This window comes from Fodinibius sp. GM21 (assembly GCF_058386955.1).
The window spans coordinates 508,702-525,159 of record NZ_JBYEIQ010000002.1 but is presented as its reverse complement, the minus strand read 5'-3'; the positions used below and the strand labels follow the sequence as shown (position 1 = coordinate 525,159).

At 44.4% G+C, this 16,458-nt stretch carries 12 protein-coding genes; 6 read left to right on the top strand and 6 right to left on the bottom strand.

Features of this window, described 5'->3' with window-relative positions; translation table 11 throughout:
* The first annotated feature begins 55 nt into the window (after positions 1 to 55).
* The 6 genes from carB to mdh all read left to right on the top strand — a co-directional run bounded on the left by carB (position 56) and on the right by mdh (position 10,101).
* Positions 56 to 2,893 carry a carbamoyl-phosphate synthase large subunit gene (carB, locus tag ACT3IB_RS06195; protein ID WP_491538134.1) on the top strand — a complete coding sequence of 946 codons (2,838 nt, stop codon included), beginning with the start codon at positions 56 to 58 and terminating at the stop codon, positions 2,891 to 2,893.
* A 141-nt stretch (positions 2,894 to 3,034) separates the two neighbouring features.
* A complete protein-coding gene (gene recQ / locus ACT3IB_RS06190) occupies positions 3,035 to 5,215 on the top strand; it encodes a DNA helicase RecQ (RefSeq protein ID WP_491538133.1) in 2,181 nt (726 codons plus the stop codon).
* 170 nt (positions 5,216 to 5,385) lie between these two features.
* A complete protein-coding gene (locus ACT3IB_RS06185; RefSeq protein WP_491538132.1) occupies positions 5,386 to 6,597 on the top strand; it encodes a D-alanine--D-alanine ligase in 1,212 nt (403 codons plus the stop codon).
* A gap of 26 nt (positions 6,598 to 6,623) precedes the next feature.
* Positions 6,624 to 8,126, top strand: coding sequence for an ABC transporter substrate-binding protein (locus ACT3IB_RS06180; RefSeq protein ID WP_491538131.1), 1,503 nt, complete (start codon positions 6,624 to 6,626; stop codon positions 8,124 to 8,126).
* 4 nt (positions 8,127 to 8,130) lie between these two features.
* Positions 8,131 to 9,003, top strand: a complete 873-nt coding sequence (locus ACT3IB_RS06175; RefSeq protein WP_491538130.1) for an NAD(+)/NADH kinase — start codon at positions 8,131 to 8,133, stop codon at positions 9,001 to 9,003.
* A 141-nt stretch (positions 9,004 to 9,144) separates the two neighbouring features.
* Entirely contained in the window at positions 9,145 to 10,101 is a 957-nt protein-coding gene (mdh, locus tag ACT3IB_RS06170) for a malate dehydrogenase (RefSeq protein WP_491538129.1), read from the top strand.
* 111 nt (positions 10,102 to 10,212) lie between these two features.
* On the opposite strand, the gene ACT3IB_RS06165 is transcribed toward mdh, so the two are convergent.
* The 6 genes from ACT3IB_RS06165 to ACT3IB_RS06140 form a co-directional block, all read right to left on the bottom strand.
* Positions 10,213 to 11,892: a formate--tetrahydrofolate ligase gene (locus ACT3IB_RS06165; RefSeq protein ID WP_491538128.1), complete on the bottom strand. Its 1,680-nt coding sequence runs from the start codon at positions 11,890 to 11,892 to the stop codon at positions 10,213 to 10,215.
* Positions 11,893 to 12,107: 215 nt separating this feature from the next.
* Positions 12,108 to 12,917: a LabA-like NYN domain-containing protein gene (locus tag ACT3IB_RS06160; RefSeq protein WP_491538127.1), complete on the bottom strand. Its 810-nt coding sequence runs from the start codon at positions 12,915 to 12,917 to the stop codon at positions 12,108 to 12,110.
* Positions 12,918 to 13,015: 98 nt separating this feature from the next.
* Positions 13,016 to 14,488, bottom strand: coding sequence for a lipopolysaccharide biosynthesis protein (locus ACT3IB_RS06155; protein WP_491538126.1), 1,473 nt, complete (start codon positions 14,486 to 14,488; stop codon positions 13,016 to 13,018).
* Between the two features lie 65 nt (positions 14,489 to 14,553).
* Entirely contained in the window at positions 14,554 to 14,988 is a 435-nt protein-coding gene (gene aroQ, locus ACT3IB_RS06150; protein WP_491538125.1) for a type II 3-dehydroquinate dehydratase, read from the bottom strand.
* Positions 14,985 to 15,383, bottom strand: a complete 399-nt coding sequence (locus tag ACT3IB_RS06145) for an HIT family protein (RefSeq protein WP_491538124.1) — start codon at positions 15,381 to 15,383, stop codon at positions 14,985 to 14,987. The genes aroQ and ACT3IB_RS06145 overlap by 4 nt, the downstream gene beginning before the upstream one ends.
* Positions 15,384 to 15,494: 111 nt before the next feature.
* Positions 15,495 to 16,451, bottom strand: coding sequence for an MBL fold metallo-hydrolase (locus ACT3IB_RS06140; RefSeq protein ID WP_491538123.1), 957 nt, complete (start codon positions 16,449 to 16,451; stop codon positions 15,495 to 15,497).
* Positions 16,452 to 16,458: the final 7 nt, after the last annotated feature.

The following is a 16,458-nucleotide window of genomic DNA, read 5'->3' as shown; positions in this document are numbered from 1 at the left end:
CCGTGTCCCAACTAAAAAATTATAATCTATCAACGAATAGACCAGCAAAAACAAAATGCCACGACGCGACGACATCAACAAAATTCTTATCATCGGATCAGGTCCAATTGTAATTGGCCAAGCTTGTGAATTTGATTACTCCGGATCACAAGCCTGCAAATCACTGCGGGAAGACGGCTATGAAGTAGTACTGATAAATTCCAATCCGGCTACCATCATGACCGATCCTATGATGGCCGATGAGATCTACCTGAAGCCGCTTACCGAAGAATCCATCAAAGAAATTGTGGAAATTGAAAGTCCGGATGCTGTTCTGCCTACCATGGGCGGACAAACGGGCTTGAACCTGACACGAAACCTGCAACAGGAAAACTATTGGACAGAACATGGAATTAAGGTCATTGGCGTGGATATTGACGCCGTGGATATCACCGAGGATCGCCAGCAATTTCGAGATCTTATGGACGAAATTGATATTCCCCAGTGCCGCAGTCGCGCCGCCGAATCAATGCTCGAGGCCAAAGAAATAACCGAAGAACTGGGCGGACTGCCTATCGTTATTCGTCCTTCCTTTACCATGGGCGGTGCCGGGGGCGGTATCGTATGGAGTGAGGACGAATTTGAACGCAAAGTACGCCGCGGCCTTGAAATGAGTCCCGTACACCGCGTGCTCATTGAGGAATCTATTTTCGGATGGAAAGAATACGAACTTGAACTACTGCGCGACCCCAACGACAACGTGGTCATCATTTGTACGGTCGAAAACATCGATCCAATGGGCGTACACACCGGCGACTCTGTGACTGTGGCACCATCCCAAACACTTACCGACAAGCAGTTCCAGATGCTGCGCGATGCGGCCATTAAGATGATGCGCTCGATCGGAACTTTTGCCGGCGGATGCAATGTGCAGTTCGCTGTTGAGCCGGGCAGCGACCGTTTTGTGGCTATCGAAATTAATCCCCGCGTAAGCCGGTCTTCTGCTCTCGCATCCAAAGCAACGGGATACCCCATTGCCAAAATTGCTACGAAGCTCGCAGTCGGATACAATCTTGACGAACTCCCGAACCCGATAACCGGAAATACCTCGGCCTGCTTTGAGCCGTCTATAGATTATGTCATCGTGAAAGCCCCCCGCTTCAACTTTGAAAAATTTCCTAATGTGGATGAAGAACTTACCACCCAGATGAAGGCGGTGGGCGAAGTGATGTCAATCGGGCGAAATTTCCCTGAAGCACTGAACAAGGCGTATCAATCGCTTGAAATCGGCCGGGCCGGATTAGGCGCCGATGGATATAATGAGATTGATCGCAAGGAGGTCCGCGAGCGACTCAAAAAGCCTTATTGGGATCGTATGCTGAATATTCGAAATGCCTTTAAATTAGGGGCATCCGTCGAAGAAATAGCAGACATTACAAAGGTAGATCCATGGTTTTTGCAGCAAATTCGTTACATGGTATCCCTTGAAAATCGAACTGAAGGACAATCACTTGATACCATCAGCAAAGATGACCTGTTTGAACTAAAACAAGCCGGCTTTGGAGATAAACAGATTGCCTGGCTGCTAAGCCAGAGCAATGGCGAGGTTACTCAAAAAGAAGTACGTAAAAAACGCCACGAATTAAATCTAAAACCTTCTTTCAAAGTTGTTGATACTTGCGCGGCAGAATTTCCTGCGGAAACACCCTATTTCTACTCAGCTTATGACGGGGAGAACGAAAGTGAAGTATCCGATAAAAAGAAAGTCATTATTCTCGGCAGCGGCCCTAACCGAATTGGTCAGGGTATTGAGTTTGATTATTCGTGTGTACATGCTGTTAAAGCCGCTCAGGAGATGGGCTACGAAGCGATTATGATTAACTGCAATCCCGAGACGGTATCTACAGATTTTGACACCGCCGACAAGCTTTACTTCGAGCCGGTTTTCTGGGAGCGTGTAATGGATATTTATGAGCACGAACAGCCTGAGGGCGTCATCCTGCAAGTGGGCGGACAAACAGCCCTTAAGCTCGGGAAAAAGTTTGTGGAAGAAGGCATTAAGATTTTCGGAACTGATTTTGAGATGATCAACTTTGCCGAAGACCGCGGATCGTTTTCAGAGTTTCTCCGGGACCTTGATATTCCATTTCCCTCTTACGGTACAGCCGAAGATGTGGAAGGAGCACTTGAAATCGCTGATCGCATCGGCTACCCGGTACTCATCCGACCCAGTTACGTGCTCGGCGGGCAAGGAATGCGTATCGCCGTAAAACAGGAAGAGCTTGAATTTTATACCCAGCGCGTTCTAGACACTCATCCCGAAAATGCTTTCCTCATCGATAAGTTTTTGGAACATGCCGTTGAGGTAGATGTAGATGCCGTTTACGATGGAGACGATATGCATATCGCCGGCATCATGCAGCATATTGAGCCGGCCGGCGTACACTCGGGCGACTCTACTGCGGTAATTCCCACTTATTCGCTGAGCGATACCGCCATCGAAAAAATCAAAGAGTATCACGAGAAAATAGCCTCTAACATGAATATAAAGGGTTTCCTGAATGTACAATATGCCGTCAAAGGAGATGATGTATATGTACTGGAAGCCAATCCGCGTTCAACACGGACGATTCCATTTCTGGCAAAAGCCACCGGACGTCCCGAAGCACGAATTGCTGTAAAAGTGATGCTTGGAGCAAAGCTAAAAGACTTTGACAAAAAAGATCTTACGTCTACGCTTGAAAAATGGGCCATTAAAGAACCGGTATTCCCATTTGATAAATTTCCCGAGGTCAAAAAAGAGCTTGGCCCCGAGATGAAATCCACCGGCGAAACCATCTACTTTATGGAGGATTTCAACGACGAACACTTCAAAAAACCATACGAGTTTAAAAACCTTTATCTGAGCAAGTAATAATCTTATATTTACCTACTTTTTAGATGCCATCGTAAATACGGTGGCATCTTTTATCAGAACAAAGCCTTACTTTGGGAACAGAAATTTCTAATAGCAATTCGATCTGTTCAAGCAGATTTTCAAATACCTCAGCGATACATGATTAAAGAAGCACGCAGTAAACTCAATAACGTTTTTGGCTTCGAAGATTTTCGTCCTCTGCAGGAAGATATTATTTCAAACGTCATGGACGAAAAGGATACGCTCGTCATTATGCCCACGGGGGGTGGAAAATCACTCTGTTACCAAATCCCGGCACTCCTTTTTGATGGATTGACCGTGGTTGTATCACCACTTATTTCGCTGATGAAAGACCAGGTAGAGCAGCTTCAACAGTACGATATTCCTGCTATTTACCTCAATAGCTCCCTTACCGAGCAGGAATATGAGCGCAACATACAGCGATTAAAAAACAAAGAGATCAAACTGCTGTATCTCGCGCCTGAAACACTGCTGATGGAGCGCACACGAAATCTGCTTTCCAATCAAAATGTTGATCTATTTACGATTGATGAGGCTCACTGTATTTCAGAATGGGGACACGATTTCCGTCCCGACTATCGCGAACTCACCAAAGTTCGGGAAGACTTTCCCAATGCAACGTGTCTGGCGCTAACAGCAACCGCCACACCCCGCGTACGTCAAGATATAAAGGAAGTACTGGAGTTTGAAGAGTCGGACACCTTTTTGGCCAGTTTTGATCGTAAAAATCTATTCCTGAAAGTCGCTGACAAGGAAGATCCGGTGGAACAAACGCTGGACTTTCTATACACGCGCAAGAAACAGTCCGGCATTATTTACTGTTTTTCGCGCAAGCAGGTAGAAGAGCTTTTCGTAGAATTGAAGAAAGCAGGGCACTCTGTTAAACCTTATCATGCGGGGTTATCGAAAAAGTTGCGCAACCGAAACCAAGAGCTATTTATTCGCGATGACGTCTCTATTATCGTAGCTACCATTGCTTTTGGGATGGGAATTGATAAACCCAATGTGCGGTTTGTAATGCACTACGATATGCCCAAGAATATTGAATCATATTACCAGCAGATCGGTCGGGCCGGGCGTGATGGTCTTCGTTCGGATTGCCTATTGCTTTACAGCCGATCCGATAAGCAGAAAATTCAGTATTTCATCAATCAAAAAGAAGGGAAAGAAAAAGAGGTAGCAGAAAAGCACCTCAAAGATCTGATGAAATTTTTGGAAACCGACGAGTGCCGTCGTGTACCGCTGATGAAATACTTCGGTGAAACCTATGAAAAGGATGAGTGCGGCATGTGCGACAACTGCTTGTCTGTTGATGCCGAGGTGGAAGATCTTACCGTGCAAGCACAGAAAATGCTTTCTTGCATCGCCCGTACCGACGAAGAATTTGATGCCTACTATATTGCTGATGTTTTGCGAGGATCCACCAAAGAAAAGGTATTAGAAAATGGTCATGACCAACTTTCTACGTATGATATTGGCAACGAGTGGGCTAAGGAACACTGGATCCTGCTGGCTCGACTCTTGGTTAAACAGGGATATTTGAGCCGTGAAGAGCAGCACGGAGCTCTTCATATGACCGATCAGGGAAAAGCTGTGCTGAATGGCAAAGAAAACGTATTTGGCGTACTTGACCGCAGCGACACCGTAGTGGCGGATGAGGCAATTGATCGCACGTCTGCCGACGTGGAAAATAACTACGATAAAGATCTGTTTGAACAGCTAAAACAGAAACGTAAAGAACTGGCCGACCAACAGTCTGTACCTCCCCATGCTATTTTCCCGGATACCACCCTTATGGAGATGGCCTATTATTTCCCCCAATCCAAAGACAACGTAATGCCTATTTACGGAGTGGGATCGGTAAAACTTAAAAAGTATGGGACTGATTTTCTGAAAATCATCAATAAATACTGCCGGGCCAACGATATTGAAGAAAACACCGAATCACTACAAGAGAAAATAGAGAAACAAAATCAGCACGGAGAGCCATATGAACGAATTGGCAAAGAGTATAACGCCGGCAAATCTATCGATCACCTAGCCGAGCAGTTTGGCGTTAAAGATGTTACCATCATTAAGCATCTGAAACAATATCTTAAGGAAGGCAATAGCATACGCCCGGAAGGAATCGTAAAAGCTTCGTCGCTTTCAACCCGGAAGCGCGATGAAGTGCTGGAAGTCATGGATGAAATACCAACACATATGCTACGCAAAGTATATACCGAGCTCGATAAATCCGTAAGCTACAGCGAGTTGCGTATTATTCAGCTATATTACATGGCCAAGAACAACAAATAACCAAAGCATCAGAGTCCGAATCTCCTCCTTTTTGATATTTCATGATATGGGGAGATCGGCTTTTATTTATTTGCTGGAACCCAACCACTTCTTCCTTGCATTTATATCACATCTGAGGCGATCTTTTCTTATCATTCGAAGTATTATCAATCTAAATCCAAAACTAATCCATGAGTTCTCGCAATCTCGTTGTGGCATTTGGTGGCGTTTCACCTGAGCATGAAGTCTCCGTGCTTACAGCTATGCAGGCTATTGCCTCTCTCAAAGAATCCGATTACAACATCATACCGCTTTATATTTCAAAATCGGGTCGGTGGCTAACGGGCGATATGCTTCTGAAAATGGAAAACTACCAAGATCTTGACGAGCTGAAAGAAGAAGCTACTCACTGTACTTTTTCTCATGATAGTTTAGGGAAACCGGTGCTGCTGGAAACAGAAAAAAAAGGATTTTTCAATACTCCCGGCAGCTATCCTATTTACGCCCTCATTCCGGCCTTTCACGGATCAGAGGGAGAAAATGGTGCTTTTCAAGGAACGTGCGAAATGTATAACATCCCCTATGCCGGAAGTGGTGTTTTTGCATCAAGCCTGGGGATGGACAAAATAAAAGCCAAAGATATTTGCAGAGCTCATGACATTCCTGTAGTAGAAGGATTCGATTTTTTCGAATCGGAATGGGTTAAAGATCAACAATCGATTTTAAAATTTGCTAAGCAGCACGGTTACCCCCTCGTCCTAAAACCGGTAAATTTGGGTAGCAGTATCGGCGTTACCAGAGTGGAGCACGAAGATGAACTTATTGAGGCCGTAGAGTCTGCTTTTCGATATGATGAAAACCTGATGGTAGAAAAAGCTATATCGCCCCTTATTGAGATCAACTGCTCGGTGTTGGGTACACCACATGATCTTCAAACAAGCGTTTGTGAACGCCCCCTTGGACAAGACGAAACATTATCTTTTGAAGACAAATATCAGTCCGACAATGGATCCCAAAAAGGAATGGCTTCTGCAGATCGAGAAATTCCTGCGGATATTCCTGATGAGCTTACGCAGAAAATTAAGTCACTATCAGAAAAGATATTTAAATTATTTAGGGCTTCGGGTATTGCCCGGCTCGATTTTCTGATCAATGCAGATACCAAAGAGCTCTATTTTAATGAAATTAACACCATTCCGGGCTCGTTCTCATTTTACCTTTGGGAAGAAAGCGGAATGAATATGCGCGAATTAATGCTAACATTGATTGACATAGCTACCGAACAGCATCAGAAAAAGGTTGGGCGTATTCGCTCTTATGATACGAATCTCCTGAATGAAAAAGCTGTAAAAGGCATTAAGGGCTTAAAAGGAACTCAACAACAAGAACCGTCGGATAAATAATCGTTATCAACCATAATTTTCGGATCATGAAATTACTTAGCTCGCAGAATTATTTACCTGTACTTATTTTATCGTTGGTGTTACTGTGGGGATGTAAACAGCCGGAAACAGTCGTTATTGAAGATGCACCCACCGCTTCAGCCCCTGCTGATACCACTGATGAATACACTCCCAGTGATGATTCGGATTTCCGAAAACTGGTTATTGGCGAATATCAATCGATTACAAGTTTTGATCCTCTACTGGCCGAAAACGGGGCTACCATGCGGGCTCTACAACTCGTTTATGAAGGACTCGTCCGACTGAATGCCAACGGAAATACTGTGCCTGCCGTTGCAAAAAGCTGGGAAGTAAGCAACGACTCGCTTACCTATACATTCACTCTCAACCCAAATATTTATCATCACGACAGTGACGTATTTAGCACCGGAACCGGACGTCGACTCACCGCCCATGATGTAAAGTTCGTATTTGAACGAATGGCCAAAGCAGGTAATCCACCTACAGCTGCAAAATTGTTTTGGGACATTGAAGGTTTTGAGCCCTTTTATCAGGAACAGCACAAGGTCTATGAACCTAAAAAACGAACACTTTCTGAAGTTTCAGGAATCCAAACACCAAACGATAGCACGGTCGCTTTTGAACTCCATGAACAAGATCCACAGTTTTTAAAAAAGCTCGCTTCGCCCTATGCGGTTCTCTATCCACGGGAGGCTGTTAGCAGCACACCAAACTCTTTCGCAGCGGTTGGTACAGGTCCATTTACGCTCTCTTCCCAAAGAGCAGATTCGGCCTATATCTTTGCAAAATCTCAAAAATATCATGACTACAAAACTATTAGCCTGAACAGAGTTGACATTCTAACAAGCAACTCCGAGTCAAACCTAATGCGACAAATGGGATTAGGCAATATCCATTTACTCCCTGAACTTGGTCCTAATATTATTAAAAATGTTGCTACCGATGCAGGTACCCTTAAGGGGGGATTCAATGATCGGTATACATTAACGAGACGGAATAATTTTAATCAAATATCAGTCCGTTTTAACCCGCAAGCAGATATTACGGATGAAATTGCGAGCCGCATCTCACGCTTGGCATATGCTAATACCTCATCCTACTTTGGACAATTGCCCGGCTCTTTAGTTGCTCCTGATTCTACCGTTGATCAGCAGCCATCAGATACCACCATTGCTGAAGGTGATTTATATGCCGTTTTTTCTGAAGATCCATTTGTCCGGACGTACTTGGCGGACCTGGGAAAAATAATGGAACGCCAAGACGTGGAACTGAAGATGACCAACCTTCGTACCCCTACAAGAAATATTGATCTCTGGGTTACGCATCAGGCTCCCCTCATAAAGAACTATAATGACACATTATATAAGAATTATCCTGAACTATTTCGCTTTCGGGTGTTCCCGACGGCGCTGCAGCGAAATGAAATAACGGGACTCAATTTTAATCAATACGGATGGTGGCTCGATCTGCGCGGTGTTTCTCTTCCAACTGCCGACAAACTAAATTAGCATCATGAAATTTGCGGTTATTGCAAATCCCCAAAAATATTCCGTTAAGGACCCCTTTATCGATCTGTTAACATGGTCGGACGAACACGAGGTAAAGGTATACTTTTGTTCGGATTTAAAAGAACTGTATGATGGCAAAGATCACCCGTCTGCAGTAGTAGTGGAGGATGAGGAATCAGCTATCGATCATGCAGATGTTATTATTGCTCTCGGCGGGGACGGTACAATGCTATATACCGCTCGCCTGATGAAGAGTATCCAAAAACCTATTCTTGGAGTCAATAGCGGACGCCTGGGCTTTATGGCCTATACCCAAAAAGAGAATCTCCATCAGGCACTCGATTACCTCGTTAAAGACAAATATCGCATCGAAAAGCGCTATCTGCTGGAAGCCAAAGATAATCAGGGCAACATTTATCATGCGCTGAATGAATTCCTGTTTTCAAAAAAGGATTCTACCTCAATGGTGAACGTAAGCGCAGAGTACAATGAAATGTTTATCAACAACTATTGGGCAGATGGGTTAATTGTCGCCTCACCTACCGGCTCTACGGCATATAATCTATCTTCCGGGGGACCCATCGTGATGCCGAATACTGACGTGATGGTGGTAACGCCTATTAATCCTCACACACTTACCACGCGTCCGCTTGTATTACCGTCAGATAAACACCTCAAGGTCACTGTTCAGAAACAAGACCATGAGGTGCTATTTTCTTACGATGGGCAAATAAAAGAGATCTTCGACTATCCGTATGAGGTCAATATTAAACGCTCAAACTTTACTATTGATCTCATTGAATTGCCCAACCAAAGCTATTTTGATACTCTCCGCAATAAGCTTATGTGGGGCATGGATTCGCGGCAACAATCTTAGTGTTGAATGTTAAAAGTTTGTAGTTCTTATACTACAACATTCAACCTTCAACAATTACACTTCACCCTTTCTGTCCCTGAAATTCAGGAGATAAAATATTATATTTAACCTGAATTTTTAACCCCCAAAACTATTAGTCTCATGAAAGTAACAGTAGTCGGTGCCGGCGGTAATGTCGGCTCAACGGTATCAATGGCCGTAGCGCAACGTGATTTTGCCAAAGAGGTTGTCATGGTCGATATCGTACAAGAGAAAGACGGAGATAAAATTTATCCATCAAAAGGACGTGCACTTGACCAGTGGGAATCATCGCCCATCCATCAGTTTGATACCAAGCTGACCGGAACGGTTGATTATGAAGATACCGCTGGTTCTGATGTTTGTGTCATTACTGCGGGTGTTCCTCGTAAACCGGGCATGAGTCGTGATGACCTGCTCGAAACCAATGCAAATATTGTTCAAGGCGTTGTTGAACAATTAGTTCAACATTCTCCAAATACTATTCTTATTGTGGTATCCAATCCCCTGGATGTAATGGCGCAGGTTGCCCTCGAAACCAGCGGACTTGATTCAAGTCGCGTAATGGGTATGGCCGGTATTTTGGATACGGCTCGCTATCGCTCGTTCCTTGCCGAAGAAATTGGCGTATCACCTAAAGACATTCAAGCGCTACTACTTGGTGGACACGGAGACACGATGGTACCCCTTCCCCGTTTTACCACCGTTTGCGGAATGCCGATCACTCAGTTTATTGATGAGGACAAGCTCGAAGAAATTGTGGAACGTACGAAGGGCGGCGGCGGTGAGCTCGTCAACCTGATGGGAACCTCTGCCTGGTACGCACCCGGTGCTGCAGCCGCACAGATGGTTGAAGCAATTATGCTCGACCAAGATCGCGTTTTTCCCTGTGCTGCGTACCTAAACGACGAATATGGCCAAAAGGACTTGTTCCTTGGCGTTCCCGTCAAGCTGGGGAAAGGCGGCATTAAGGAAATAATAGAGGTTGACTTAAACGACGAAGAACAACAACTTCTAGATGAGTCGGCTGATCACGTACATTCTGTACTTAAAGAATTCCGTCAGCTGATGGACAAATAAATCGCAAATAAATTGAGGACGTAAGGCCCTCACTACTTGCATTTACAAAAAGGGACTTCGCAGACCAAAGCGAAGTCCCTTTTTCATTTCCCCCACCGAGCCAAAAAGTATTTAAAACAGACCCGTAATAACACCGTCATCATTTACATCCATATCTACTGCGGCAGGTCTTTTGGGCAGACCCGGCATCAACATCATATTACCACAGATAATGACCAGGAATCCTGCCCCGGCCGACAATTGTACATCGGTTACCGTAAGCGTAAAATCCTTAGGCGCACCTTTCAGTGTTGGATTATCTGAAAGTGACGACTGCGTTTTAGCAATACAAATAGGAAGATCACCATATCCGAGTCGTTTATACTTTGCCAGATTTTTAAGGGCCTTTTTTTCTAAATAGATCTCTTCGGCACCATAGATTTCTGTAGCAATAGTACGAATCTTTTCTTCTACCGGTTGCTCCAAATCGTATAATGTTACTTTTTCCGGATCGGGATTAGACTCGGCAAGTTTTACCGTTTTATCTGCCAGTTCAGTTACGCCTTCGCCCCCTTTGGCAAAGCCTTCGTGGACGGCACACGCTACGCCCATCTCCTTACAGAATTCATAAATACGTTCAATTTCATGTTGCCGGTCACCTTCAAATTTATTGATGGCCACTACGATCGGAGCCTTAAACTTTTTCATATTCTGGATGTGTGCCCGAAGATTCTTCAAGCCTTTTTCAAAAATCTCCGGATCGTCATACCCATTTTGAGCCTGTTCTACCGATAACCCTCCGTGATATTTAATTGCGCGACAGGTTGCTACCAGAACAACTGCCGATGGCCAGATATCGGATGTGCGGCAAACAATATCGAAGAATTTCTCTGCTCCCAGATCAGCCCCGAAACCAGCTTCCGTCACTACATAATCCGCAAGCTTGAGTCCTATTTTATTGCCCAAAATGCTGCTCGTACCGTGGGCGATATTCGCAAACGGACCGGCATGTATAAGGGCCGGTACGTGCTCAAGCGTTTGCACCAGGTTCGGCATTATTGCCTCATTTAGAACAACTGCCATCGCTTTGTGTGCATCCAGGTCACGAGCCCGGACGGCTTCACCCGATCGATTATATCCAACCACAATTTTTCCAAGCCGCTCCTTCAAATCTTCGCGCGAAGTAGCCAATGCTAAAATTGCCATGATCTCTGAGGCTGCCGTAATCAAAAAGCTGGATTCCCGAGGCACGCCATTCACTCTTCCGCCCAATCCCACCACCGTATTGCGCAGGGCGCGGTCATTCATATCCATCGCGCGATCCCAGAGCGTATTGGTCACATCTATATCCAGCTCATTGCCTTTGTAAATGTGATTATCCAACATGGCAGCTAAAAGGTTATGGGCTGTTGAAAGAGCGTGAATATCTCCATTGAAATGAAGATTAATTCGCTCCATCGGTATTACCTGCGAATACCCTCCTCCGGCTGCACCACCCTTAATACCAAACACGGGACCAAGTGACGGTTCACGAAGGGCAACAAGCGGTTTCTTTCCAATTTTCTGAAGCCCCTGACTTAATCCAATTGAAGTAAGCGTCTTACCTTCGCCTGCAGGCGTTGGAGTCATTGCTGTAACGAGTATAAGTTTCCCGTCGGGACGATCTTTGAATTTCTCTAATACATTCAGTCGAATTTTTCCGGTATATTTGCCGTAAAATTCAAAGTTCTCTTCATCCAGCTCAAGATCAGCCATAAACTGGCGCATGTGATTGAGAGGGGCATCTTGCGCAATTTCAATACTTTCTTTCATAACAATATCCGTTAATTGAGACTCCCGGTAAAACCTTAACCAAAAACTAAATTAGACAAAAGAGTCTTTTATTACTTTTAGGAATGAGCCTAAGAAGATTTGCAATAAAGCGCAATATTTAATTGGCATTAAGAGATTTTAGCACTGATTATTTTCTGCTCAATGCTTTTGCAAGCCAATCATCGCTAAATACGCTTATAAATGATTTTGTCTGGCTATGGTGCTGATATCAATACGATATCTTCGGCAACCAATCCTTTCTCATTTTCGACCAGGTCGAACTCGAAAATAAGATCTCGGCTGGGTAGAAAGTCGGTATCAAAATTATTCTCGAATTGAGAGATATGGGCAAATACTGTGCTGTAGGGAGATTCCTCAAAACGGGAATCGGTGATCCAGAGATTTTCCCCTATATCCGTAAGAAAACGAAGGAAACCATACCCATCCTCGTGGGAGAAATCGTAGCAAACCCCTCGCACCTTGGAGCCCGGTTCGCCCCAGCCGTAGGGCGATTCAATCGGCAACAGTCCCGGAATAAGATATCCCGAAATATAAACATCCGATTCTTTTTTCAGATTGCTTGACATATCATCAAAACCCACAAGCTCCACACGCGTGCCCTTGCGCTGAACGGCATCCACCACGCTCACATAACTGCCATTATTAGTCAGCAGTACCAACTTGTCCATGTCATCGGCCTGCGTGATCATATCCACGGCCATATCCATATCGACCGTGGACTTGGTAATAATTTCGTCAGTCTCCGTATCTCGATAATATTGAACAGGTTCTTTTATCACCTTGTATTCAAAATCCCGGAGGACTTCACTAAAACGAGTGGTTTTATTTTTGTAATCAGGATCTTCTTCAGCTCGCCTCTCGTCAAAAGCCAGATACACATTCATCCGAGACGGGGTCATGCCTTCGCGACAGGCAAACTTACGTAAAACATCATATCGAAGACCAAATCCACCGTTCATGGTTACATTTACCGCGTCCACATAAATACCAACATTGCCCTTCATAATAGTATCACCAAATAGTTTTAAATATTTGAGCTAATAGTTTCAAAAAAGGGCAGGAATTCCCTTTATCGCTCTCATTCACAACCGGGAAAATGGTCTTATTTCTTCTGAAAATAATTTGGAATTGCTAATAAGACCATTCCTGCTCCGCCTATTAATAACACGGTAAAGCGACTCGTCCATTCCGAACCCATCCACCCTATTACCCACGGCAAGGCATACAATGAACCGGCAGCGACTAGCATCATCAGAAATGTGCGTACAAGTTGATAATTGACAGGATATATGCGAACGCTTTTGTAATAGAGCATCATTGCCATTGCCGCATAACTTAGAAAGGTGGCATATGCCGACCCCATCATCCCGTAATGAGGAATCAACAGCAGGTTGGCTGCTACAGTTATTGCAGCTCCGATAAGCGTTATAACGGGCAGGATTTTGGTTTCCTCCTCGATAAAGATACCGGCCGAAAAGTTCATGTACCAGCCCTGAAACCAATATGCCCCAAGTAGCACAGGTACAATACTAAGTCCTGACCAGTATTGCTCACCTACCAAATAGACATCCAGCACCGGTACTTTTATCTGGACAATATGTTGGGCAAACAGGGCCACGACCAAAAAGCATATTCCGGCAACGACATTAAAATACCGAAAGACATCGCGGTAAAGTTCGGGAGCATCAGGATCATCAGATTCTCGCAGAAAGAAAGGTTGCCAAGCCATCCGAAACATCTGCACCAGCAACAACATAAATACCGACAATTTATAGCATGCGCTGTAGATTCCTACAACATCGTCAGGGGCCATTTCGGGACTGTAAAGCTCAGCCACCGTAGATTGTGATAAATAATTGCCCAAGAAAAAGCGGTCCAGAGTCTCATTGATGGCATAGCCAAGCCCTGCGGGAACAAAAGGCAATCCAAATTTAAGCGCTTTACGAAATACGGGAGTATCCCAGCTACCTTTAAGCATAGGCGCTGTAGCAATCCAGAGCGCAACGGCTGTCAAGCCTGAGGCAACAAGACTTGCAAAAAATACCGCTTCAATACCCCAGTTCAGTCCAAGAATCAGATAAAACTGAAGACCCACATTCACCAAAATGTTACCCGTTTTAAAAATGGCGAACAGCCACTGGCGACGCACCAGCCTAAGTTCAGCAAAAGGCACCAGCACCATCGTATCGAACCAGAGGATACCTAGCATCATCCAATACAGGTTTTGGCTCCCGGTGGACTCCAGGCTCATGGCCGGCATCAAAGCTGGTGAAAGAAAAACAAGTAATATAACCAAGACGGTAGAAAGGGCTCCCAGTCCTATTTGCAGCGTTTTGAAGACATTTTTTGCCTGTTCCCGATCTTTGGCATAACGCAGGTAGGCCGACTCCATGCCAAAGGTGAAAATAACATTCAGGAAAGCGAGACCGGCATAAACCAAACTCACCACTCCATACTCCGATGTGGGAAATACATCGGTATGCAGCGGTACCAGCAGATAACCGATGAAACGAGCCAGCACGCTGCTGATCCCATAAATAAGCGTATCAGAAAGTAGTTCTCTTAGCTTTTTCAAAAGGCGGCTTTTATTTTGTCCCTACAAAAAATTCTGAAACAAGTTCAGGATGATATTCGCCATTTTCAGTGTTTCTCAACCAACTTTTCAAGTGCATGTACCCCAAGCAGATAACTTTGTTTCCCAAATCCTGTAATAATGCCATCTGCCACCGCTCCCGTTAGCGTGCGTTCCCGAAATTCTTCGCGGGCATGAACATTGGAAAGGTGTACTTCCACAATTGGAATATCAATTAACTCAAGTGCGTCACGGATAGCCACCGAGGTATGTGAGAATCCTCCGAAGTTCACAATGACGCCGTCAAAATTGCTATTCATCAGTGATTGAATAGCCTCAACAAGTTCTCCCTCTAAGTTACTTTGAAAGAAAGTCATTTCATGGTCGGAAAACGAATCGATAAGCAATTGCTCAATATCCTCCAGTGTGTCGGTTCCATATTGCTCGGGATCACGTTTCCCCAACATATTTAAATTAGGTCCGTTAAGAACTGATATTTTCATAGGGACACCTCAGCTGTGATCTTTTCTTTCAGCTCAACCATCCGCTCCTCGCTGACCGATACATTATGACCCAACGCCATCACCTGATTCGCTTTATACAATGGTATCAAGTGCACGTGGGCATGCGGTACTTCCAATCCTTGGACAATAACACCGGTCCGCAGTGGATTTAACGCTTTATCGATTGCTTTTGCAATATGTCGGGATACTGCCATAGTACTTTCCATTAACTCATCCGGAAGATCAAAAAAGTAGTCTATCTCTTTTTTGGGCACCACTAACGTATGGCCCTCGGCTATAGGATTAATATCCAAAAAAGCGATATGGTCGTCGGTTTCAGCTACTTTGTGACACGGAATTTCACCTTCAATAATTTTCGTGAATATCGTAGACATGATAATTGGAAATTTTCAGTTTTTGGAATCTTGAACTCAAATTAAACAAGCAACGCTACAGTTATAATTTTTCATTTTAAATTCCTAATTCATAATTCATTCCATGAAAAACTATTTGATAGCTCGATATTCCATTGTTGCCTCGTCCACTTCGATAACTCCTTCATGGATTCCCCAATCCAAATAACCCAGCACTTCCGACAAAACAAGAAATAGGGCGCCCTTTTTAATAGCATCCGGAAAAATTTGTTGGGATAATTCCAATAACGTCAACGGCTGTTCACGCAGCAGCTTCTTAATTTTCTGATATCGATTTCGGTGTTCATTTAGGTGATGATCAGCAACAGAGGCTGCATGTTCTATGATCTCTCCATGACCCGGTAGCACCAGCCCTCCCTGCTCGCGAATCCATTTTAACGATTCTCGGTACTGCAATAAACTTCTATTGCGTTGATCTGTTTTTGCATCAAAATTAATTAAAGCATTGGTACTGATATGTCCCAGTAACAAGTCCCCACCAAAAATGACCCCCATGTTACTTTTGTATGCTACGTGACCGGGAGCATGACCGGGCGTATGAATAACTTCGAACGAAAGGTCACCGCTAATGAGCACCGCTTCCTCTCGGATCCATTCAGGTTCAATCGGCAGCTGAAATTGTTGCAGCCAATCCAGCTGATTAACCATAGTCTGAATGCGATCTTGGGGAATACCATGTTTTTGGAAAAAGGCTTCAAATAATTCGGCATCATCACTTCCTCCAAAGTTTGACCGCTCCAGGGGATGTCCGAACACCACTGCGCCCGCACGGTCAGCAAGTCGAGTAGCCTGCCCATAATGATCAGGGTGCCCATGCGTGAGCCAAATCTCATCGAGATCTTCAATTGCAAGTCCCTGTTCACCTAAATGATGACGAACACACTCAAAGGCGTCATCAGTATATTGACCGGTATCAACCAGTACATTTTTTTCGTCTTTAATCAGATAGCTAAAAACGTCTCCCACTGCAAATGGAGTAGGAATCTTAATGGGATAAATAGAATGCTGTTCTAAAATATTGTGACGCAATATACTT